The 21,367-nt window shown below is 56.9% G+C and carries 17 protein-coding genes; 14 read left to right on the top strand and 3 right to left on the bottom strand.

The window, feature by feature from the left end; genetic code table 11:
• The first annotated feature begins 24 nt into the window (after positions 1 to 24).
• From HUG12_RS04575 to HUG12_RS04565, 3 genes are all read left to right on the top strand, one after another.
• A complete protein-coding gene (locus HUG12_RS04575; RefSeq protein ID WP_179267635.1) occupies positions 25 to 831 on the top strand; it encodes a creatininase family protein in 807 nt (268 codons plus the stop codon).
• Positions 832 to 998: 167 nt separating this feature from the next.
• Positions 999 to 2,213 (top strand): aminotransferase class V-fold PLP-dependent enzyme, encoded by a 1,215-nt coding sequence (locus tag HUG12_RS04570; protein WP_179267634.1) that lies wholly within the window; start codon positions 999 to 1,001, stop codon positions 2,211 to 2,213.
• A 226-nt stretch (positions 2,214 to 2,439) separates the two neighbouring features.
• A complete protein-coding gene (locus HUG12_RS04565) occupies positions 2,440 to 3,561 on the top strand; it encodes an alanine racemase (protein WP_179267633.1) in 1,122 nt (373 codons plus the stop codon).
• A gap of 42 nt (positions 3,562 to 3,603) precedes the next feature.
• Here HUG12_RS04565 and HUG12_RS04560 read toward each other — a convergent pair whose 3' ends face one another.
• Positions 3,604 to 5,100 carry an aldehyde dehydrogenase family protein gene (locus HUG12_RS04560; protein ID WP_179267632.1) on the bottom strand — a complete coding sequence of 499 codons (1,497 nt, stop codon included), beginning with the start codon at positions 5,098 to 5,100 and terminating at the stop codon, positions 3,604 to 3,606.
• A gap of 467 nt (positions 5,101 to 5,567) precedes the next feature.
• On the opposite strand from HUG12_RS04560, the gene HUG12_RS04555 reads away from it, so the two are divergent.
• The 10 genes from HUG12_RS04555 to HUG12_RS04510 all read left to right on the top strand — a co-directional run bounded on the left by HUG12_RS04555 (position 5,568) and on the right by HUG12_RS04510 (position 17,914).
• Positions 5,568 to 7,157, top strand: a complete 1,590-nt coding sequence (locus HUG12_RS04555; protein WP_179267631.1) for an N-acyl-D-amino-acid deacylase family protein — start codon at positions 5,568 to 5,570, stop codon at positions 7,155 to 7,157.
• A 104-nt stretch (positions 7,158 to 7,261) separates the two neighbouring features.
• Positions 7,262 to 8,980: an ABC transporter substrate-binding protein gene (locus HUG12_RS04550; RefSeq protein WP_179267630.1), complete on the top strand. Its 1,719-nt coding sequence runs from the start codon at positions 7,262 to 7,264 to the stop codon at positions 8,978 to 8,980.
• Between the two features lie 88 nt (positions 8,981 to 9,068).
• Entirely contained in the window at positions 9,069 to 10,061 is a 993-nt protein-coding gene (locus tag HUG12_RS04545) for an ABC transporter permease (protein ID WP_179267629.1), read from the top strand.
• A complete protein-coding gene (locus tag HUG12_RS04540; protein ID WP_179267628.1) occupies positions 10,058 to 10,972 on the top strand; it encodes an ABC transporter permease in 915 nt (304 codons plus the stop codon). The genes HUG12_RS04545 and HUG12_RS04540 overlap by 4 nt, the downstream gene beginning before the upstream one ends.
• Before the next feature lie 9 nt (positions 10,973 to 10,981).
• Positions 10,982 to 12,010, top strand: coding sequence for an ABC transporter ATP-binding protein (locus HUG12_RS04535; protein WP_179267627.1), 1,029 nt, complete (start codon positions 10,982 to 10,984; stop codon positions 12,008 to 12,010).
• On the top strand, positions 11,979 to 13,031 hold the full coding sequence (locus HUG12_RS04530; RefSeq protein WP_179267626.1) for an ABC transporter ATP-binding protein: 1,053 nt from the start codon (positions 11,979 to 11,981) through the stop codon (positions 13,029 to 13,031). Before HUG12_RS04535 ends, HUG12_RS04530 begins: the two co-directional genes overlap by 32 nt.
• 215 nt (positions 13,032 to 13,246) lie before the next feature.
• Positions 13,247 to 14,356: a mandelate racemase/muconate lactonizing enzyme family protein gene (locus HUG12_RS04525; protein ID WP_179267625.1), complete on the top strand. Its 1,110-nt coding sequence runs from the start codon at positions 13,247 to 13,249 to the stop codon at positions 14,354 to 14,356.
• A 587-nt stretch (positions 14,357 to 14,943) separates the two neighbouring features.
• Positions 14,944 to 15,837 carry a tripartite tricarboxylate transporter substrate binding protein gene (locus HUG12_RS04520; protein WP_179267624.1) on the top strand — a complete coding sequence of 298 codons (894 nt, stop codon included), beginning with the start codon at positions 14,944 to 14,946 and terminating at the stop codon, positions 15,835 to 15,837.
• 66 nt (positions 15,838 to 15,903) lie between these two features.
• Positions 15,904 to 16,434 (top strand): tripartite tricarboxylate transporter TctB family protein, encoded by a 531-nt coding sequence (locus HUG12_RS04515; protein WP_179267623.1) that lies wholly within the window; start codon positions 15,904 to 15,906, stop codon positions 16,432 to 16,434.
• 1 nt (position 16,435) lies between these two features.
• Complete coding sequence (locus HUG12_RS04510; protein ID WP_179267622.1) at positions 16,436 to 17,914, top strand: tripartite tricarboxylate transporter permease; 1,479 nt, start codon at positions 16,436 to 16,438, stop codon at positions 17,912 to 17,914.
• Positions 17,915 to 18,044: 130 nt separating this feature from the next.
• On the opposite strand, the gene HUG12_RS04505 is transcribed toward HUG12_RS04510, so the two are convergent.
• Positions 18,045 to 18,884 carry a fumarylacetoacetate hydrolase family protein gene (locus HUG12_RS04505; protein WP_179267621.1) on the bottom strand — a complete coding sequence of 280 codons (840 nt, stop codon included), beginning with the start codon at positions 18,882 to 18,884 and terminating at the stop codon, positions 18,045 to 18,047.
• Between the two features lie 501 nt (positions 18,885 to 19,385).
• Here HUG12_RS04505 and HUG12_RS04500 point away from each other — a divergent pair.
• On the top strand, positions 19,386 to 20,345 hold the full coding sequence (locus HUG12_RS04500; RefSeq protein WP_179267620.1) for a C-terminal binding protein: 960 nt from the start codon (positions 19,386 to 19,388) through the stop codon (positions 20,343 to 20,345).
• A gap of 245 nt (positions 20,346 to 20,590) precedes the next feature.
• On the opposite strand, the gene HUG12_RS04495 is transcribed toward HUG12_RS04500, so the two are convergent.
• Positions 20,591 to 21,355 carry an MBL fold metallo-hydrolase gene (locus HUG12_RS04495; RefSeq protein ID WP_179267619.1) on the bottom strand — a complete coding sequence of 255 codons (765 nt, stop codon included), beginning with the start codon at positions 21,353 to 21,355 and terminating at the stop codon, positions 20,591 to 20,593.
• Positions 21,356 to 21,367: the final 12 nt, after the last annotated feature.

Below are 21,367 nucleotides of genomic sequence, written 5' to 3'. Positions count from 1 at the left end.
CCACCGGTCGATGAGGACGGTACTGTGCACTCCACCGTAGCAACTGTCGGCAGCAACTCCTGGAGGGACCTTACTGCCGACGAAATTCGCGATGTCGGTTCGCAAGACGGGTCCGTTCTCGTCGTTCCGATCGGGAGTATGGAGCAACACGGGGACCATCTTCCCGTATCGACTGATTCGGTCCTCGTTTCCGAGATCGCGGCCCTCGGCGTGGCGCGTGTAGAGGAGGACGTCCCAATCCTGATGCTTCCCACCCTCTGGTGTGGATACTCGCCACATCATCTCTCGTTCGGAGGGACGGTCTCCCTCGAATTCGACCACATGCATCGGATACTCGAGGACATTGCGGGAACGGCGCTCGAAAACGGGTTCGATGCGCTCCTGCTGTTGAACGGTCACGGGGGAAACACCTCGCTCGTCAATGGTGCAGTCAGCACGATCGGTTCGGAGTACGACGATGTGGAGGTACTCGGACTGACGTACTTCCGACTCGCAAGCCGGTTCATCGACGAGATTCGGGACAGCGAGATCGGGGGGATGGGCCACGGCGGCGAATTCGAGACGTCACTGATGCTCCACCTCCGTGAGGACCTCGTCCGTGAAAACGAGCTCACAGGTACGGCAATGGACGAGCCGTACGAGGAGGGAATCAAGGACATGTTCGAGGGCGGGCCACTCGCCGTGTATCGAGGGTTCGAGGAGTACTCCACGACAGGTGCGATCGGGAGTCCCGAACACGCATCCGCAGAAAAGGGAGAGCAGCTCTACGACCGCCTCGGCGACGAACTGGAGTCGTTACTACGAGACGTGTACGAGCGTAATCGGTCATAAGCCGCTCTCGGTTACTACCTTGCTCGTTTTCCGACCAGTGACAGGTTCCGACAGGAGTGACCCAGTCAACGTCTGGTCCAGTTCCGTCACAGACGTGTGCCGTTACATCGGTTCGGCGGAACAATTATAGGCTGGTTAGTCTACCACGGTAGTAGCAACCACGACCAATGAGCAGTCAATCCACGGTCTATGACGAGCTAGGCGTCCCGACTGTAATCAACTGTGCTGGGGAGCAAACCAGAATCAGCGGGACGCTGATGCGACCGGAGGCCGCAGACGCCATGCGACGTGCCGCGAATGCGTACGTTCACCTCGGGGACCTCCAGTCGCGTGCGGGAGAGTTGATCACGGAGGCGACGGGTGCCGAGGCGGGGTACGTGACGAACGGAGCTGCCTCGGCACTGACGCTCGGTACGGCCGCATGTATCGCGGACAACGACTACGAGGTGATGAACACCCTTCCGCGTACCGACGACGTCCCCGACGAAGTGGTCATCCCGTGTGCTCATCGCAATGAGTACGAAGTCGCGTACCGCGTCGCGGGTGCACGTCTCGTATCGGCGGGGATGAACGACCTCGGTAACGGCCTCGAGAGTGTCGAGCCCTGGGAAGTGGCCGCAGCGATTACTGATTCGACCGCAGCGGTGACGTACGTCGATCGCCCCCACAACCAGCTGTCGCTCCAGAGCGTCATCGACGTCGCTCACGAACGTGACGTCCCTGTGATCGTCGACGCGGCCGCGGAACTACCGCCGACGGAGAATCTGCGCCGATACATCGACGTCGGAGCCGACTTGGTCGCATTCAGTGGCGGGAAGGCCGTTCGAGGCCCACAGACGACCGGGATTCTGGCCGGTCGCGCGGAGCTGGTCCAGTCCGTCGCCCTTCAGCACCTCCCGTCTGGCACCCATGAGGACCTCTGGGACCCGCCTCGGTCGTTGATCGACCCGGACTCGGTTCCGGGGATGCCTCGCCATGGCATCGGCCGCCCGATGAAAGTCGGCAAGGAGGAGCTAGTCGGCCTGATTCGTGCCCTGGAACTCTTCCTTGAGGAAGACGAGAGCGAGGTACTGCGGGAATGGAACGAACGGGCTTCCTTCTTGATGAAGAAACTGCGAGAAATCGACGGACTGGTGGTCTCCGTATGCAACGAGGACGAGCCGGACACAGTCACTGTTCTCCACGTCGGCCTCGAATCCACGGAGGAACTAGACATCGAGACGCTGATCAGACGACTCCGTGCAGAGAACCCCCGGATTTTCGTCGGCGAACAAACGCTCAATCAGGGGGTGTTTCGGATCGTTCCAAAGACGCTCACCACAGATGAGGCGCGCCACGTAGTCGACCGCATCCGTGCCCACGTAATCGACTTCGAAGGATAGAGAGCGCTCTGGTGGGAGTCCGATGCAGTCGAGACGTGTCGAATCGTGAGTGAGTTACAGGATCCCCGCTTCGTCGATTACTGAGCGAACGGGCGGTCGGATTACTGAGAAGACGTGGTGATACGCCGGCGTGCAATGGCTCTCGGAGAGAAGACGTCCGGCGCCGCCAGCGAGGGGAATTCACGACCACAATTATGAGGTCCTGCGCGAAGTCATCCCTGTACTCATGACGTTCACAGCACCGAACAATGGGTCGCCAGAACCCGGTCAATCACGGGAGGAGCTGGAAACGCCGGTAGCTCTCGTCGATCTCGAGACGATGGAAGCGAACATGTCCGAGTTCGCGTCCTTCGCGAGGGAGCACGACGTCGCGCTTCGTTCCCACGTGAAAACGCACAAGAGCCCTGTGCTCGCACGTAGGCAGGAAGCGCTGTCGGGGAACGAGGGAATCATCTGCCAGACGTTACACGAGGCAGAGGTCATGGCAGAATACGGGCTTTCGGACATCTACCTGTCGTACATGGTAGTCACCAGGTCGAAACTCGATCGACTCGTCAGGCTCTCGGAATCGATCGACTCGTTCGCGACGACGGTCGACTGTCCCGGCAACATCGAACCGCTTCAGGAGGCCGGCGCACGCCACGGGAGATCGATCGACACCGTCCTCGAGCTCGACATCGGCCTCAACAGAGTCGGGGTCGAACCAGGAGAGAAAGCGCTCGAGCTGGCCAGGTCGATCGTCGAGGCGGAGAACCTCAATTTCGCAGGTGTCATGGCCTACGAGGGGCACATCAATACCCTCGCGGACTCGGAAGGCGACTACGAGCGTCGGTGTCTGGAAGCCATGGACAGCGTCGAGGCGATGGTCGAGCGACTCGAAGGAGACGGAATCCCCGTCGACGGAGTGAAAGTCGGGTCAACCGGGACGTCGAGATACAGCGGTAAGCACCCGGTCGTGACCGAGATCAACCCGGGGATGTACCCGTTCAACGATGCAAACGTCCTCTCGTGGAACGGTCCGGTGGAGGAGACAGACTGTGCGCTTACGATGCTGACAACGGTCATCTCGAAACCGACCGACGAGAGAGTCGTCGTCGATGCGGGGAGCAAGGCGATGTCGTTCGATCTCGACTGCGATCCCATCCCGAACGGGAGGGACGATATCGCCTATCGAAACGCTTCGGAGGAACACGGGTGGATCGATATCGGTGGGACAGACCAGAGTATCGAGGTAGGAGACCGACTCGAATTCATCGTTCCGCACGTCTGCACCACAATCAACCTCCACGAGAGAGTGGTCGGGATGCGCGACGGTCTCGTCGAGGACGTGTGGACTGTCCGCGCCTGAAAAACAAAGAACGAGTCCGGGACGGGAGGGTTCGATGCGCAGTCAGGATCGCTCCCAGTCGCCATCGATATCCACGGTTACGTTCTTGATCTGGCTCATCTCGTCGATCGTGTACCGACCGCCGATTCGCCCGACACCGCTGTTCGTGCCGGAGTGACCACCGACCGGTGTGTGGGTCTCCCAGTGTGCACTCCCCTCGTTGATATTAATGAGGCCGGCCTGGATCCGCTCGGCGAAGTAGTACATCTTCGAGATATTCTCCGTGAAGATGCCGCTCGAGAGCCCTAGCTCGATACCGTTGGTAATCCGGATTGCCTCGTCGTAGTCGTCGAACGTGATGATCGGCGCAATCGGCCCGAACGTTTCCTGCTCGTTGGTCAGCATCTCCGGGGTGACGTCGTCCAGCACCGTCGGTTCGTAGTAGAGCTCGGTCGGTTGATCGGTCGCGAGCGAGCCCCCGTGGAGCAGTTCGGCACCGTGGGAGACGGCGTCGTCAACGTGAGTCTCCATCTTCTCGGCGACGTCCCTGTTGTTGAGCGGCCCCATATCTGTCGTCTCGTCTAACGGGTGACCGAGGACGACGTCCTCGGTGTGTTGGAGTAGCCGTTCGCGAAACGCCGCGTGGACGTCCTCGTGAACGAGAATGCGTTCGCTCGCCGTGCAAATCTGCCCCGCGTTGGTGAAACAACCGTTCGCTACGCTCTCGGCTGCCCTGTCGAGGTCGGCGTCATCGAGCACGATCACCGGACCGTTGCCGCCAAGTTCGAGCAGCGTCGGTTTGGCGCCCGCGTTCCTGGCGACGAGGTCGCCCGTCTCTGGACTGCCGGTGAATCCGACCGCATCGGTCCCCTGATGGGTCACTACGGCCTCCCCCACGACGGGACCCTCGCCAGTAACGAGATTGAGTGCTCCATCTGGAAGCGCGGTATCCGAGAATGCCTCCACCAGCTTCGCGGAAATCACCGAGGTCGTCGGTGCGGGTACCCATACGACCGCGTTCCCGACGCCGATTCCCGGCCCGAGATACTCGCTTGGGATGGTCACGGGGAAGTTCCACGGCGTGATGACGCCATAGACACCGTGTGGCTGCCGAATCGTGAAGATGCGCTTGTCAGGGTTTTCGGCGGGGATCGTCGAGCCGCCCGCGCGCTTGACGTTCTCCGCCGCATCGCGGTACATCTCTGCTGCCAGTTCCAGTTCGATTCGTGCCTCGTTGATCGGTTTACCCTGATCGGCAGACAGCCAGACGGCCAGTGAGTCAACCCGCGATTCGATAGCGTCGGCTAGTTCGTGGACTAGATCTGCACGTTCGAATGCGGTCATCGACTCGAGTTCTGCTTGGGCGGTACTTGCAGCTTCGACGGCGTCGGCTACGTCGTCCGCAGTTCCCATCGTGATCGAACCGATCGGCTCCCCCGTGGCAGGACTCGTGGCTCGTTTCGTCCCCCTTGACGAATCTTGTCTCCACTCCCCTTCGATGTACAGTCCATATTCATTGTCAGGGAGGCCATACTCCGCTGGACGTTCATTCGCACCCATACGCGATGATAGAACTGGGGCGAGTTAAATTGTAGTGATATTTCTGATGACACTCATTTTGTAGTTCAATGTGCTATCTGTCCAGATATAATTCAAGATTATATCTCTCATATATTTATAGTAATAACGGGTGTTAACCTCAGATATACAAGATAGAAATTCAAGTTTGGGTGGGTCCCCTTCGATTGAATTGATCGACCAGACTCACAGTCATCTATATCTCCCCAGTCCGTAGGCATATTTAACTGATAAATGGAGGTTCCCATCGATAATTTCCAGAAAGGGCTTCTCAATATCGTCCATTTGCGATTCATCACCTCCAACTTAGACCCTAAAAACTAGGACGAACAGGACGTATTAACGCTCAATCAGGATATATTTCTCCGCTAAGATCTTCTGATGAACCATGTAATAGCGAAGGTGAAGCATACACTCAATTTTATTATTGCCCCGTCGGATGCAGACCTATGTCACTAGATGTACTAATAGAAGGTGCGCGGATTATTGACGGAACAGGTTCACCCTGGTTTGAAGGTTGTATTGGAATCGAAGAGGAAAGGATAAGCCATGTGAAGAGGGGAACATCACATGACCTTACAGCTTCGTGTGAAGTGGAAGCGGAGGGGAAGGTTGTCTGCCCGGGTTTCATTGACTTGCACTCACATGCAGACCTTGAACCGTTTACTGACCCAACAATAACCCCAAAAATCACTCAGGGTGTTACCACAGAAATCGTCGGGCAAGATGGGTTCTCCATGGCACCAACATGTTCAGACGCCAATCTCGACTCATGGTGGCGGTTTCTTGGAGGTTTTTATCCAAATATTTCTGACCGAAGGACTTGGCCTTCAATCGCAGATTATCTCGATGCCATCGATAAAAATGGAGCCGGGGCGAACATAGCTACGTTGGTTGGTCACGGGACGATAAGGGCAAACGTGATGGGAATGGATAATCGAAAGCCATCCGACGATGAACTCCAGAAAATGCAGGAAATGGTGAGTAACGCTATTGAAAACGGTGCAGTCGGGTTTTCCACGGGATTAGACTATACGCCCCAATGTTATGCTGCAACTGAAGAAATCCAACAATTGGCTGGACAACTCGCATCGTCTGGTCTTCCATTCGTCGCCCACATACGGAGTTATCGTGACAAAATGTGGAATGCCCTTGATGAATTTGTCGACATTGGAGAAAGCGAGGGTATTCCTGTCCACCTCTCACACTTTAAGCTGGGAGGGGCGAAGCGAGGACTCTCAGAACGAGCACTTCATATAGTCCGATCAGCTCGGGAACGAGACATCGACTTTACTGCGGACGTTTATCCCTTTGTACCTGGGAGTGGAAACCTGTTCACTCTCCTCCCCCGACGGTACCACTCCATGACCGGGGCCGAACTCAGAGCGAGTCTAAAAGATGAAGAAACGCGTACGGAGCTGATACAGTCACTTTCGGAAGGTGTGGGTCCGTGGAACCTAAACTGGAAGAATGTCCTTCTTTGCCACGTTGATTCCGAAGACTCTGAGGACGTTCTTGGGAAAACCATTCTCGAAGCAGCATCAGAACGTAACCAACATCCGGCTTTACTTGTATGTGACATTCTTCTTAAGAATGAATTCAAAGTCGGGATAGTAAATTTGTCTGAACAAAAGGAAACAACAGAGCAAGACATTCGATCAGTTTTATCGGATGACCTCGTCGGAATTGGCTCCGATGGTATGTTCGGTAAGAAACCTCACCCTCGGACCTACGGGACATACCCTCGAATCCTGGGGCACTATGTTCGCGACACGAATCTCCTTTCGATTGAAGAAGCAGTGAGAAAAATGACCTCGCTACCCTCACGTATTTTTCATCTCCAAAACAAGGGGATCGTTCGGCCAGGATTCGATGCAGATTTAGTTATGTTTAATCCAGAAACTATCTCAAGCTCCGCTACGGTCGATCAGCCAACCCGGACAGCAAATGGTATTGATAGCGTTCTTGTTAACGGAGTATTTGTCGTCCGCGACAGTGCAGTTACCAATCGAACGCCCGGCCGGGCACTGCGTTCGTGAATCGAGATTCTTTCCGGCAAAAAACCAATCGGAGGTGCCGCCATATAGAACAATACAAATATCTGATATAAAGATTTATAACCCCATAGGTTTTGTGTCATGTCATGCCTAAGCACAGGCGTGACTTCCTGAAGCGAGCAGCGATAGCAGGATCATTCGTCGGAATTGCCGGCTGTCAGGGAACCGGCAATGGTGGCGGATCGCAAGATACGCTTTCACCGGATCCCGATGTAGAATACGAGGAAGTTAGTGGTTTTACCTGGCTAACACTCTCTCGGGAGGATAATCCGGCATATTACGAGGAGGCTCAGCAAACCCAAGGGATGCTAGAGGAAATTGGCTTCTCCTTTGAGGAGAACGTATATGAATCCGGCCAATGGGTAAACACGCTCTTCGCGAAGGACTATGACATCGCAAATCTCGGCTGGTCAAATACCGTTGAGAGGCTCTTCCCATATTACAACCTCTACTTCAGCTTCCACTCCCAATATGCAGGTCCTGATAAGGGGAATTTCACGAATTTCGAGAGTGAGGAATACGATGAAGCGGTTGAGAATTTCGCCAGTGAGATGGACGACCAGAAGCGAGCGGAGTTTGCGTTCCGCTGTCAGGAGATTATCGCGCAGAACGTTCCCTGTACCTTCACCACACATCCTTCATCGCTAATAGCGCATAATACTGAACTGTATACTGGGTGGGAACCGATGGTGGGTGAGTGGGCATATTTCAATCCAACAACATTGAAAACTGCCGAGCGGCAGGGAGGTGACGGCGTAGTAATCTTTGCGACGAACTCACCGCCTGAACAATATCCGAACTTCATGTCCCACACGGGACCAGAAGCCGTCTTCCTGCACAAACTGAACTACGATCCGCTAGTTCAGATGGATACGACCGGCGAGCCGATCGCCGAGGGAGCAGCGGAGAATTGGGAGGTCGTCGACGACACCACGATTGACGTGACTCTTCGCGAGGGGATGACCTGGCACGACGGTGAGCCTGTTACGCCGGAGGACGTCATGTTCACCTGGGATTTCGCGACCGAGCACGGCATCCCGTATCTCGCGTCCGACATCCAGCCATACGACAGTTCCGAACTCGTTGGCGATCGCACGGTACGTTTTAATCTAGCGAACCCCTTTGCCGGATTCATTCCCGTGAGCCTATATCGTGTTCCAATTCTTCCACAACACGTTTGGGATGGAATCACCGAGGAAGAGGACATTGACAACCCCGGCCAGTGGGAAAACCCGGATATGACCGGGAGCGGGCCGTTCCAGATGACAAACTACGAGCCCGGGAATCGAGTCGTCTTCGAAAAACACGAGGACCACTATCACGCGGACGAGTACGACTTCGACCAAATCGTCTACAACATCTACGGGACGAACTCAACAGCGGTTGGTGACGTTATTGGAGGCGACGCGACATTCACGCAGGGGTTGGGGAACACTGACTGGCAACGAGCCAAGGACAGTGATACCGCGGAAGCCATCGAAAACCCCTCCATCGCCGCCAACGCAGTCTGGTTCAATACGAACAACGAACCGTTTAACGATGTTCTTGTGCGGCGCGCATGTGCGTACGCAATCAACAAAACTGAACTCGTTCAGACGGTTCATCAGGGCTATGCCGAGACCGCAAAGTCGCCAGTCGCGCCAGCGAACGAACAGTATCACAACCAAGACGTAGAGAGCTACGATTTCAACGTTCAGCAGGCACGGTCGTTGCTTGAGGAAAGCGGATTCCGATACGAAGGTGACACGCTTCTGAAGCCCGTCGACTGGGAGCCCTCATCGGAATACGTTAGCGTCGATGACTGAATGAACCTATAGATTATTCATCTATGTTCTCGACAGCCCTGTCAATGGCTTCCAAACCTGGCGTCGTTGAGGGAGCGTAACTCCATCCATGAACCAGAAAACGAAATTTATCCTACAGCGTTTTGGGCTGATGCTCGTATCCCTATTCGCAGTAATCACCCTTCTGTTCGTGCTCTTCAGGCTAATGCCAGGGGACCCGGCCAGCCAACTCGTTTCACCACGCTTTTCTGAGGCAGACCGCCAAGCGATCCTCGAACAGCATGGCCTCACCGAACCGCTACATGTACAGTACATCATCTATCTCCAGAATGTAGCACAGGGGAACCTCGGGATCTCGTTCCAGCACGGGAGTCCTGTGCTTCCGTTCCTATTGAACAAAACGTTAAATACACTCTCGATCACGGTGCCGGCGTTGCTGTTGGCGTTCACATTTGGGCCGTTCATCGGAGCAAACTTCGCGTGGAACCGGAACGAGAGTCTCGACTCGTACGGGACGGGACTCGTCTTGGTTGCGTTCGCAGCGCCGATATTCTGGACGGGAATGCTCAGCATTATGGTCTTCTCGTTCTGGCTCGGCTGGCTACCTGCGGCCGGGATGCACTCCGCGACGTACACGGAGATCTCGTTGCTCGACCGCTTTTTCTCGGTCGAATTCCTCAGGCACGCCATCCTTCCGATCGCGATCTTCGCGCTCTGGCGGTTGAGTCAACCGACGCTGATCATGCGGAACAACATGATCGATCTCATCGGCTCGGATTTCATCAAGCTAAAGCGGGCCGAGGGGATCCCTGAACGGAGCATCATGTACCGGCATGGAGCCCGGAACGCACTCCTCCCGCTCGTCCACTACATGGCGCTCGCGTTCGGCTTCGCGTTCGGAGGGTCGATCATCCTCGAAACGGTGTTCTCCTGGCCGGGTGTCGGGCAGGCGATGTGGACGGCTGTCCGGGCCAGCGATTACCCCGTCGCCCAGGGAGCCTTCACGATCATCTCCGTGGCGATAATCGTGCTTAACTTCCTCGTGGACATCCTGTCCGTATATGTCGATCCGCGGGTCGCGGACACGGGGGTAGAAGCATGATCGGATCCGTCCTGAACAACCTCTCCACGAGCCAGCAGATCCAATTCGACCACTATCGGTCACGGTTAGTCGAAGCGATCGATGTCTTCCGACAGAATCGGATGGCAGTGATCGGCGCGACTATCGTTGGGATCACCCTGTTCATGGCCATCTTCGCACCATTCCTGGCACCGTACGAACCAACGGAGACGGTATACGCGGAGGACGGGGGGGTCGCGACGCTACAGTCACCGAGTGCCGAGTTTCCCATGGGAACGAATCACCTCGGACAGGACATCATGAGCCAGTGGATCTACGGGAGCCGTGTCTCGTTACTGGTTGGGTTCCTCTCCGGATTATCCGTCATCATGATCGGAACCACCGTCGGACTCGTCGCCGGGTATTACAAGGGGATCGTCGACTTGGTGCTCATGCGCGTCGTGGATATCCTCTATGCGATCCCCGCGACGCCACTCGTCCTGGTGGTGGCCTTGTTCTATGGCAGTTCGGTCTGGACAGTTATCATCGCGATGATACTGGTCCTGTGGCGTACAGCGGCCCGTCTCATCAGGTCGGAGACGATGTCGTTGTCGGAACAGCCGTTCGTGAAAGCTGCGCGGGCAGCCGGGGCGAGCGACTTCCGCATCATGTTTCTCCACATCGCCCCCATTCTCGTGCCGATAATGTTAGTCGAAGGGACGTTCGTGATGGGATCGGCCATTTTGCTCGAGGCCGGAGTATCGTTCCTGGGGCTTGGGGCGACGGAGATGATGAGTTGGGGGGTCATGCTACAGCTCACCTTCTCGAGTGGCGCAATCGCCGTCGCCTGGTGGTGGGTTCTCCCCCCGGGCCTGAGCATTACGGCGCTCGTCGTCTCGTTCTTCTACATCTCCCGTGGCATCGAAGACGTAACCAACCCGCAGATCAGGTAATAGATACCAATGACACTACTCGAAATAGAGAATCTGGGCGTTGTGTACGAGGAAGACGGAGCGACCATCAGGGCAGTCGATGGGGTCGACCTATCCGTCGAACCGGGGGAAACTCTCGGCATCGTCGGCGAGAGCGGTAGCGGAAAATCGACGATCATCAAATCACTCATCGATATTCTCGATTCGAACGGATCGGTCGCGGACGGCGAGCTCCGATTCAAGGGGGATGATCTGACCCAGTTCTCCAACGAGGAACTGAACGACAGGATACGGTGGAAGGAGATCTCGTATATTCCACAGAACGCGATGGCGTCGCTCGATCCGGTGTACCGCATCGGATCACAGATCGTCGAGGTGATTCAGACACACACCGAGGCGTCGGAACGGGATGCGATGGACCGGGCCGAAGAGCTCCTGAACAACGTTGGGCTCGATTCCGAACGGCTGTACGACTACCCGCACGAACTCTCGGGTGGGCAACGGCAGCGTGCCGTGATCGCGCTCGCGCTTGCACTCGAACCCTCCCTCATCCTCGCGGACGAGCCAACGACTGGCCTCGACGTCGTCATTCAAGACGAGATTCTCAAGCTCCTGTCCGAGATTCAAGACGAGGTGAACTGTGCGATCGTCCTCGTCACCCACGACATGAGCGTCGTCGCCGAAGTCGCAGACAAGATCGCGGTGATGTATGGGGGACGAGTAATGGAGTTCGGGCGTACGTCGTCCGTGTTCAACAACAGCAATCATCCGTACACGATCGGTCTGAAAAACGCGTTCCCATCACTGGAGCGTGGGAGCAGTAAGTCACGTCTGGTGAGTATCCCGGGGTCACCACCGGATCTCCGGGATCCACCGATGGGCTGTCGGTTCAAGGCCCGCTGTCCGTTTGCCACACAGGAGTGTGACTCCGTCGAACCGCCGACCGTGGACGTGGGTGATGGGCAACGGGCAAAGTGCCACTACACAGATCAGGCAACCGAGTTCAGGCAGCGTGGAGAATCGTCCGATGTTTGGCTCGCAGTTGAGGGGGAGCAGTAAGATGTCGAGCACGGAAGTTCAGTCGAGGAACCTGTTCGAAGTACAGGACCTCCGCAAGTGGTTCGCGTCTCAGGGAGAAGGATCGATACTTTCGACCCTGTTCTCCGAGCCGGACTATCTCAAAGCAGTCGACGACGTGGATTTCACCATCGAACGTGGTGAAATCGTCGGGCTCGCGGGACAGAGCGGCTGTGGGAAATCGACGCTCGGGGAACTCCTCGTCGGGTTACAGAAACCGACCGGCGGGCGGATTCTCTTCGACGGGGAGGAGTTGACGGAGTTCGGGAAAGCCGAGATGAACGAGTTCCGGAGGAAGGCACAGGTGATATTTCAGGATCCGTACGAAGCGATGAACCCACGGTTCCCCGTCGCTCGGATCGTTTCCGAACCCCTGAAGATACACGGAATCGGCGATCGGGAGTCCCGAACCGATCGGACGATCGAAACGCTCGAGGAAGTTGGACTCGCCCCACCCGAGAAGTATCTCGATAAACTACCGGGTGAGCTGTCCGGCGGGGAGCGACAGCGGGTGTGCATCGCCCGTGCGATCATCCTCGATCCGGATTTCCTGGTGGCAGACGAACCGGTGTCCATGCTGGACGTGAGCGTGCGAACCGGTATTCTCCACCTGTTCGAGCGCTTGCAGGCGGAGCGGGACCTGTCGATCCTGTATATCTCCCACGACCTCTCGACGATCAACTATCTCGCCGACCGGACGATGATCATGTACCTCGGTAACATCGTGGAGTCCGGACCGACCGACGAGGTAATCCACGAACCTGCTCATCCGTACACGGAGGCACTACTCGAGTCGGTTCCCAATCCAAATCCTGACGCGACCCGCTCGTGGGGGAAACTGGAGGGACAGGTCCCAAGTCCCACTAATATCCCCACCGGGTGTCGATTCCACCCGCGCTGTGCGTACGCGACCGAGGAGTGCAAGGAGTCGGAACCCGCGCTGATCTCGAGGGGTGAGTCGGACCGCGACGTCGCGTGTTATCACCCCCTGGAGCAGTCATGACATGAGCACGTGAACTAGAACGCCGGATAGCATCACCTGGTGCGTGGCGCAGATCGTCCCCTCGAACCACGGATCTGAAAGCCTCACGGGTGCTCTCAGCGGCCCTTCAACGGGTTTCGGGTGGTACCGCGTCGACTCCCCGACCCTTTTTCTCAGTCCCAGTGGGGGGTTGATGCACGCATTGAAGTGGTCTTGGTCGATACGTCAACCCGATCATGGAAGTAACGGATGTAGATGTGATCCCAGTCGAGATGAACGTAGACTCGCTGGAAGACGGCGGAATCGCGCCATATCAGGGCAAGTTCTCCTCGGTTGAACGAGTGGAACGGGTACTGATTCGTCTCTGTACGGAGACTGGTATCGAAGGCTGGGGGGAGATTCGACCCTCTCCTTCGGTCGAATCGACGATGGGGCTCCTCAGAAACGACGTAATCCCGCAGGTCATTGGCCGCTCTGTGTGGGAGATCGAGTCGTTCGTCAGCGGGTTTCACTACGAGTATCTCGATCTCAATTCCTACATCGCCGGTGTCGAGATGGCGATGTGGGACGCCCTGGGAAAGCATCTCGACGCACCGCTTCACCGACTCCTTGGCGGGAAGGCATCCGACCACGTTCCCGTTGCGAGTACGCTCGGGATCCTCAGTCCGGAACGCTCGCGAACGTACGCCTCAATGGCGCTCGATCAGGGGTATGATGTCCTCAAACTGAAAGCTGGGCGTGATTGGCAGACGGACGTAGAGCGGGTCGTTGCGATGCACGAGGAGGTCGATGGGAACCTGGAGTTCCGGCTCGACCCGAATCAGGGGTGGACCTTCGAGGATGCGGTTCGCGTCGGTGCTCGATTGGAAGACGCCGGGATATATCTTCAGTACTTGGAGCAACCGGTCCGCATCGATACGTTCGGAACGTACAAGCGGCTTCGGAACCGTCTCTCGACGCCGATCGGGATCAACGAGGACGCGTATTTCCCGCGAAACCTCTCGCACCTTCTCGGCGAGGACGCGATCGACGTCGCAGTCGTCGATCTCGTCCCGGCGGGTGGTATTCTCGCACTCAAATCACAGGCCGCTGTCGCCGCCGAACATGGGATCTCGGTGGCCCACCACGACGGGTTCGACCTCGGGATCAAGAAGGCTGCCGTATTGCACGCTGTAGCGAGTACGACGGCGATCAACCTCGCGGTGGATACGGTGTACCCTGCCTGGGAGGACTACCTGCTCGAAAACCCACTCACCGTCTCCGAGGGGACGATGGCGGTCCCTGACGGCCCTGGACTCGGCGTCTCGGTCGACGAGGGGAAACTCGAACAGTACCGGATCGGGTAGTGGGCAATCGCATGTACCGGAACCGCATTACTGAGAGAACCCAATGATGAGATGGTAGTTCAAATAACCATAAGAACGCACTCATAGAGGAGACGGTATAACGGATCGACGCCGTCGACTCACTCGTCCACCCCCGGAACTCCAGCCACGAGGCGCAGCGTAGCCGCATCGCTGAAGCAGTTTTCGTCGGATGTCTCGACAATCCCGACCGGACCTCGAACCGTATTTCTCGCTCGGACGAGTGGTACCTGTCCTGAACCCTCACGGAGGAGGCGATTGCATTCGTTGATCTCTTCGGAAGGAACACGAGGAGACCCGGATTCAGTAAAAATCGTAGTTTCAGCGCATTGTGAGTGCTCGGGTCGATGACCGTGAGAGGCAGTCACATTCGTGACAGAAACGTATCGAACTCCCCAAAGGGGGTCGACGATCACTCAACCAGAACGTTTATAGAAGACCATTTGGCGATAGTTACTATGGGGAATGATCGCTCACCACAACGGCCGAGTAGAAATATTACTGTCACTGATCGCAGATCCTTTCTGACTGCTACAGGCGCGGGTGTAACGCTGTCGCTCGCCGGTTGTATGACGGGTGACGACGAATATCCGTCAGAGGATATCGAGGTCATCGTTGCGTTCCCAGCGGGCGGGGGAACAGACCGGGTCGGCCGCCAGATTGTGGACGTCGCCGATGAAGAGCTGGATGCGTCGATGTACGTGACGAACGTTACCGGTGGCGGTGGCGTGACAGGGTTCACCGAGTGGAAGAACTCGGAGCCTGACGGCTACACAATCGGCATTGCGACCATCGGGTTGAGCATCTTCAAGCCGCTCGGGATTGCAGACATCACTCCAGATGACTTCAAGCCCGTCATGCAGTTCAATTCCGATCCTGCAGGGATTGCTGTTCACGAGGACGCACCATACGGCACGCTCGAGGAGTTCGTCGAGTACGCAGCGAACAACCCCGGCGAGATTCAAGTTTCCACGGACGGCGAGGGCGGAATTTGGCATCTCGCTGGTGTCGGATTCGAACTCGAGGCCGACATCGAGTTAGATTACGTAGGCTACGACGGAGGTGGACCTGCGACCACAGCGGTTGTCAACGGGGAAATGGATGCAACGACGTCAAGCGTCCCGGAGGTCGCTCCACAGGTTGAGGACGGCCCGCTCGAATTATTGGCCGTCATGGAAAGCGAACGGCACGACAATTTCCCGGATGTTCCGACGTTGCAAGAGGAGGGGTACGACTTCACGTTAGGGGCATGGCGCGGTATCGCCGTGCCAGCAGAAACGCCGGACGATCGAATCGAGTTCCTCCACGACGTCTTTTATGAGGCGTTCCAAACCGACCAGTTCCAATCGTTCATGTCAGAACAGGGCTTCGGAACGATCTATCGCGATACCGAGGAGTTCGGGGAGTTCTGGGAACAGGACTACCAGCGATTCCAGGACCTCACTGACGAGTTAGGTATGTGATCTCGATATCAATTCGTGGTCCGCTGAGCCATCTTTGCTAACATACCCAGTTCCGTCACGCACCCTATGTCACAACCGATCACGATACGACACGCCGAAAAGCTAGGATCGCTGCTCTTGATACTCATGTCGATCGGGGTGTTCGCGTTAAGCGGCCAACTGGTCTCGGGTCGCCCACCTGAAGCAGATCCCGGTCCTGCGTTCTTCCCGCGGCTTATCCTGGCTGGAATCGCGATTCTCTCAGTTGTCCAGTTACTCCTGTCGATTAGACGCGGTACGGAGGTTCGCTACGAGGTTCCGCGGTCGACAGCGAAGACTGTCGCAACGGTTTCTGCGCTGTTGCTGCTGTTCGTCGCCAGCCTCTCGACTCTAGGATTCCTCATCGCTTCCGCCCTGTTCCTCATCGTCCTGCTCCGATACTCGGGCGAGACGGATTACCGGATTATCGCTCTCATCTCCGTCGGCCTCCCGCTCGTTCTATCCGTCGTGTTTGCCGGAATATTCGACGTTCGACTCCCGGAAAATCCCGTTATGCCACTCTCTCGTGTCATCCCGATACTACTTGAACTTCCAGCAGCTCCAACCAGGGTGAAATGATGTGTTAGAAGCGTTCATAGAGGGTGCGATACTGGTGTTCACCCCCATCGCGTTACTCCTCCTTGTCGCCGGCGTGTTAGTCGGTGTTCTGATGGGTTCGATTCCCGGGATGACCGCGACGATGACCGTCGCGGTGCTCGTCTCGTTCACCTTCGCGATGGAACCGATCGAGGGGATGATGCTCCTGCTTGGCATCTATGGCGGAGCGTTGTACGCCGGGTCGATCCCTGCGATTATTATTCGCACCCCGGGGACACCAAGTGCTGCCGCCACCGTGTTCGACGGATATCCCCTCGCACAGCGAGGTGAGGCTGGTCGTGCAATCGGGATTGCGACCGTCGCGTCCGTAATCGGAGGTGCGACGAGCGTGGTAATCCTCGCGATATTCGCCCCCCAGGTCGCTCAAATCGCGTTGAATTTCAGGTCACCAGAGTTCTTTGCGCTGGCGGTGTTTGGACTGACGATTATTGCGAGTATTAGCGGTGATTCGGTGGTTAAAGGAGTCATCTCCGGCCTCCTCGGAATGCTCATCGCTACTGTTGGATTGGATCCTGTCGTCGGAACACCACGGTTTACGTTCGGGACGACGGCATTGACGGCGGGATTCGCGTTCATCGCGGTCATGATCGGACTGTTCGGTGTCGCCGAGGGGCTCAACTACTACCGGAAGGGCATCAAGCAGAATGCGGTCAGTCAGGATATCTCCGGGACGATTCCGTCCTGGGAGGATCTCCGGACGATTTCAGCCACGTCGCTCGGTTCCGGATTGGTGGGCAGTCTCATCGGTGCGATTCCAGGCGCTGGTGGTGATATGGCGTCATTCGTCACATACAATGAAGCGAAACGGTGGATTTCCGATGGGACCCCCGAATTTGGCGACGGTAACATTCGAGGGATCGCCGCCGCGGAATCCGGGAACAATGGCAGTACAGGGGGCGCCCTCATTCCAACGCTCACGTTGGGTATCCCAGGCGACGCTGTCTCAGCGATTCTGATCGGCGCGCTTCTCGTTCATGGGATTACACCAGGGCCCGGAATGTTCGAGTCCGATGCAAGTATGGTCTACGGGATCTTCATCGGCTTCTTTCTCGTCTATCTGGTCATTCTCGTCGTGGGATTCCTGGGTGCACACGTGTGGGTTCGGCTCATATCGTTCCCGCCACGTCTGCTCTGGCCATCGATCTTCTTGCTCTGTGTCGTCGGGTCGATCGCTCTCCGCGGTAATCCCTTCGATGCCTGGGTGATGATTCTCGCTGGGATCGTCGGATACGTTCTTCTGATGCAGGAGTACCCCCTCGTCCCGCTCGTCTTGGGCATGATACTAAGCCCGATTGCCGAGTCGAACTTTCGACGGTCCCTGCAAATTTCGGACGGGTCGTTCGCGATTTTCTACACCAGTCCGATCGCGTTCACCATCCTCATCCTCTCGGCGTTGTCACTGCTGTATCCGTTCATCCAACGGCAACTCACCGACTCGTGACCTCGATGGTGGATTCCCGCTCTCTTCCACGGTCTATTTATCGCTCATCACGGTTGAGCCGACGATCTGAGTTGCTTCACGGGTCCCGTTTCGTTCACGACACAAGCCGAACGCGAACTGACTGACGGCACTACTCGACTTTCTGGACGGTGTTCGATAACACGCCAATGTCTTCGACTTCGATGTCGACAGTATCGTCGTGCTCGAGTTTAATATCCTGGAACGCCCCGACGCCCTCGGGTGTTCCAGTAGCCACGATGTCGCCGGGCGACAGTTCGACCCGGCTCGAGATGAACGAGACGAGTTCCGCGACAGACCGGATCATCATGGCCGTCGAGTCGTCCTGTAGCGTTTCACCGTTGACGCGCGACTCGATCGCCAAGTCTTGCGGATCGTCGATCTCGTCTACGACCACGTACGGTCCGACGGGCGTGGTGTCCTGCATCGTCTTGCCCGAGAACCAGTCGAGCAGGGCATCGTCACCCATCTGCAATCCGAGTTGGAGGTCTCTCGCGGACGTGTCATTGAGTATCGTGTAGCCTGCGACGTAGTCGAGCGCCTCATCGACCGGAACGTTGCGTGCAGTGTCGCCGATAACAGCCGCTAGTTCGGCCTCATAGTCGATCTCCTGCGTCACGCGGGTGTGATATGCGATCGGCTCACGATGCCCGACGAGGGTCTGTGGGAGCTTCATGAAGATGAGCGGCCAGTCTGGCACCGCGATGTCGGACTCTTCGGCGTGTGCCTCATAGTTGAGCCCGGCACAGAAGACGGTGTTCCGGGTAGTCGTTGGAGGGAGATAGGTCACTTCCGCAACATCGAACGTCTCGCCGTTTGTCTCTGCGGCCTCCTCGGGACGAGCGATAGCCTCGCGGAACGAATCGAAGGCCTCGCTGACGTCCCGCACCGTTCCGTTCCCGAAGACACCGATCCGTTCCTTTCCACCTGCTTTGATCCGACCGAGTTGCATACCCGCTTGTTGCCAGCCATTGTGTTGAACGTTATCACTCAGGAGGAGTTCTGCGGCCAATTTGGACGACACATCAGAGACAGTGGCAGACGGTCATCGAACACTCACTCACGAATCGACACAGGTCTAGTCGATAACGTTCATCGTCAACCTAACCTCGATTGCGAGCGAGTGGCCGACCCGTGCCACCATGCTAGATGTTGAGCCCGTTTGGTGTACCTTTGAGGGAACAGCTTTCGTCGGACGAGCATAGTGGCGGAGATCACATCCTGACGTCCATGCCCGTTCCAGAATGCGAGTCTCGAACCAGTTGTCCGTGAGGGCCCGGGATACGTCTCAAGTGAGGGTGAGTGGATACTCTCCTGTTCCGGCCTTATCTGGCGTGGGCAGCGACCACGTAATCGAGTGTAGCACGTCCCGGGAACACATAATATAAGTTTCATAATGGGTCGGCCCGGGGGTGGGAAACCTCTTTCTAGACGGAGTCAGTATCGACATCGAATGCCGAAGCTAGTAGTCACCGATTCGAACTTCCCGGATTTGTCGATCGAGAGAGAACTCGCAACAAACGCGGACGTCGAACTGGAATCGATACAGGCAGAGTCTCCTGCAGAGGTGATCGAAACTGCGAGTGACGCTGACGGATTACTCACCCAGTACCTGGACCTCCCTGCAGAGGTATTCGAGGGGCTCTCGAATCTCAAAGTCGTAGGTCGGTACGGAATCGGTGTCGACTCGGTCGATCTCACCGCGGCGACAGCAGCGAACGTGCAAGTTCTGAACGTCCCAACGTACTGTATCGACGAGGTCTCTACGCACGCATTGGCGTTGCTACTCGCGTGCGCCCGAAAGATCCCACAATTCAACAAGACGGTCAAAGCCGGCGGATGGGATTGGACTCACGGGAAACCGATCCACCGATTGGCTGGGAGCATACTCGGACTAGCCGGGTTCGGAAACGTCTCTCAAGAACTTGCGAAGAAAGCACAGTCATTAGGTGTAGATGTGCACGTTTACGATCCGTATCTCTCGGCTGAAGAGATACGTGAGGAAGGGGCACGGAAAGTCGACTTCGATACGTTGCTCTCGGATTCCGACTTCATCTCGGTGCACGTTCCCCTAACAGAGGAAACCGAGTCGCTCTTTGACTTATCGTCTTTCAGTCAAATGAAGGAAACAGCCATTCTTATTAACACTGCACGAGGTGAGGTGGTTGACGTTGAGGCCTTATCTAGCGCACTTGATGAAGGAGAGATTGCCAGTGCGGGACTCGACGTTCTTCCGGAGGAGCCTCCGGGGGATTTGCCGCTCCTCGATCGGGAAGACGCCATCCTTACGCCTCACGTCGCCTGGTATTCTGAAGAGTCCCAGATCGAACTACGTCGAACGATCACTGAAGACGTACTTCGCGTTCTCTCCGGCGAAACCCCTGAAAATCTAGTGAATTCAGGCGTTGTGTAGGAACGTTGATTTACGAATCGGCGTCTGTCTTCATACTTCAGTCAAATACCCATTTATAACAATATAGATATAGTTAGAGTAGAATTCGCTCACCTTCGATCAGTTGTAGATACACGGCCATCGGGAGACATAGCTGAGCAGGAGGAACTCGTTCAGCTCGACGGTGGAGGAGCGAACGCGAGAATCGCGCGAAAACGAGGCCGTGAAGGAGCGGCATGACAGATTAACGCCTGTCACACCGCGAATCAGCGACTTGGCTGCTCGTAGGGCTCAGGGACTCTGTACTCGTCCGCGATCGTGCGAGCCGACTCGATCAACCGGTCGAGGAACCCGTCGAGGTCGTCTCGGTGGATCGGATGCCCGTGTATCGGCGCGACGTAGGAGACGTCGTACGATTCGACGATCGAATCGAGGGCAGACGCGAGTTTGTCGGCGTCGACGTAGCGCAGCCAGACGAGGTTCTCCCGGTGGAACTCGAGTATCGACTCCGTGGAGATTCCGTCCTCGAACGCCGTCGACGTGCGATCACAGTCGGTGGGATGGTGATAGGAGCCGAACCCGTCGGCGGTGAACAACACGGCGGACTCGTGATCGTAGATCCACGTCGTGTGCGACCTGTCGGCCAGCGGCGGGTCGATGAAGCTGAACTGCCGCCCCCGTATCGAGAGCGACCCGCCGATCCGACACCGCCGTGCGTCCGAGAGCCCCTGGATTTCGGGCGAGCCGGACGACGCGACCAGCTCGACGTCGTCCCACTCGTCGCGGAACTCGGAGACGTTCCCGGAGTGGGGGTAATCCGAGTGCGAGAGCACGATCGCGTCGATCCCCTCGCCGTCGGTGGCGTCGACGACCGCCTCGCGGATCGCCTCGCGGTGGTAGAACGACCCGGAGTCGACCAGCACGGTGCCCGCCTCGCCCCGGATCAGATACGCCGAGACGTGTTCGTGGCGGTCGCCGTGCGCGTAGCACTCGTTGATCCAGTAGACGTCGTCGGCGAGTCGTGTCGTCATGGTCGGTCCTCC

The sequence above is a fragment of the Halorarum salinum genome (assembly GCF_013402875.1).
Classification (GTDB): domain Archaea; phylum Halobacteriota; class Halobacteria; order Halobacteriales; family Haloferacaceae; genus Halorarum; species Halorarum salinum.
Note: the sequence above shows the minus strand (reverse complement) of the source record. Positions and strands in the feature narration are given on the sequence as shown.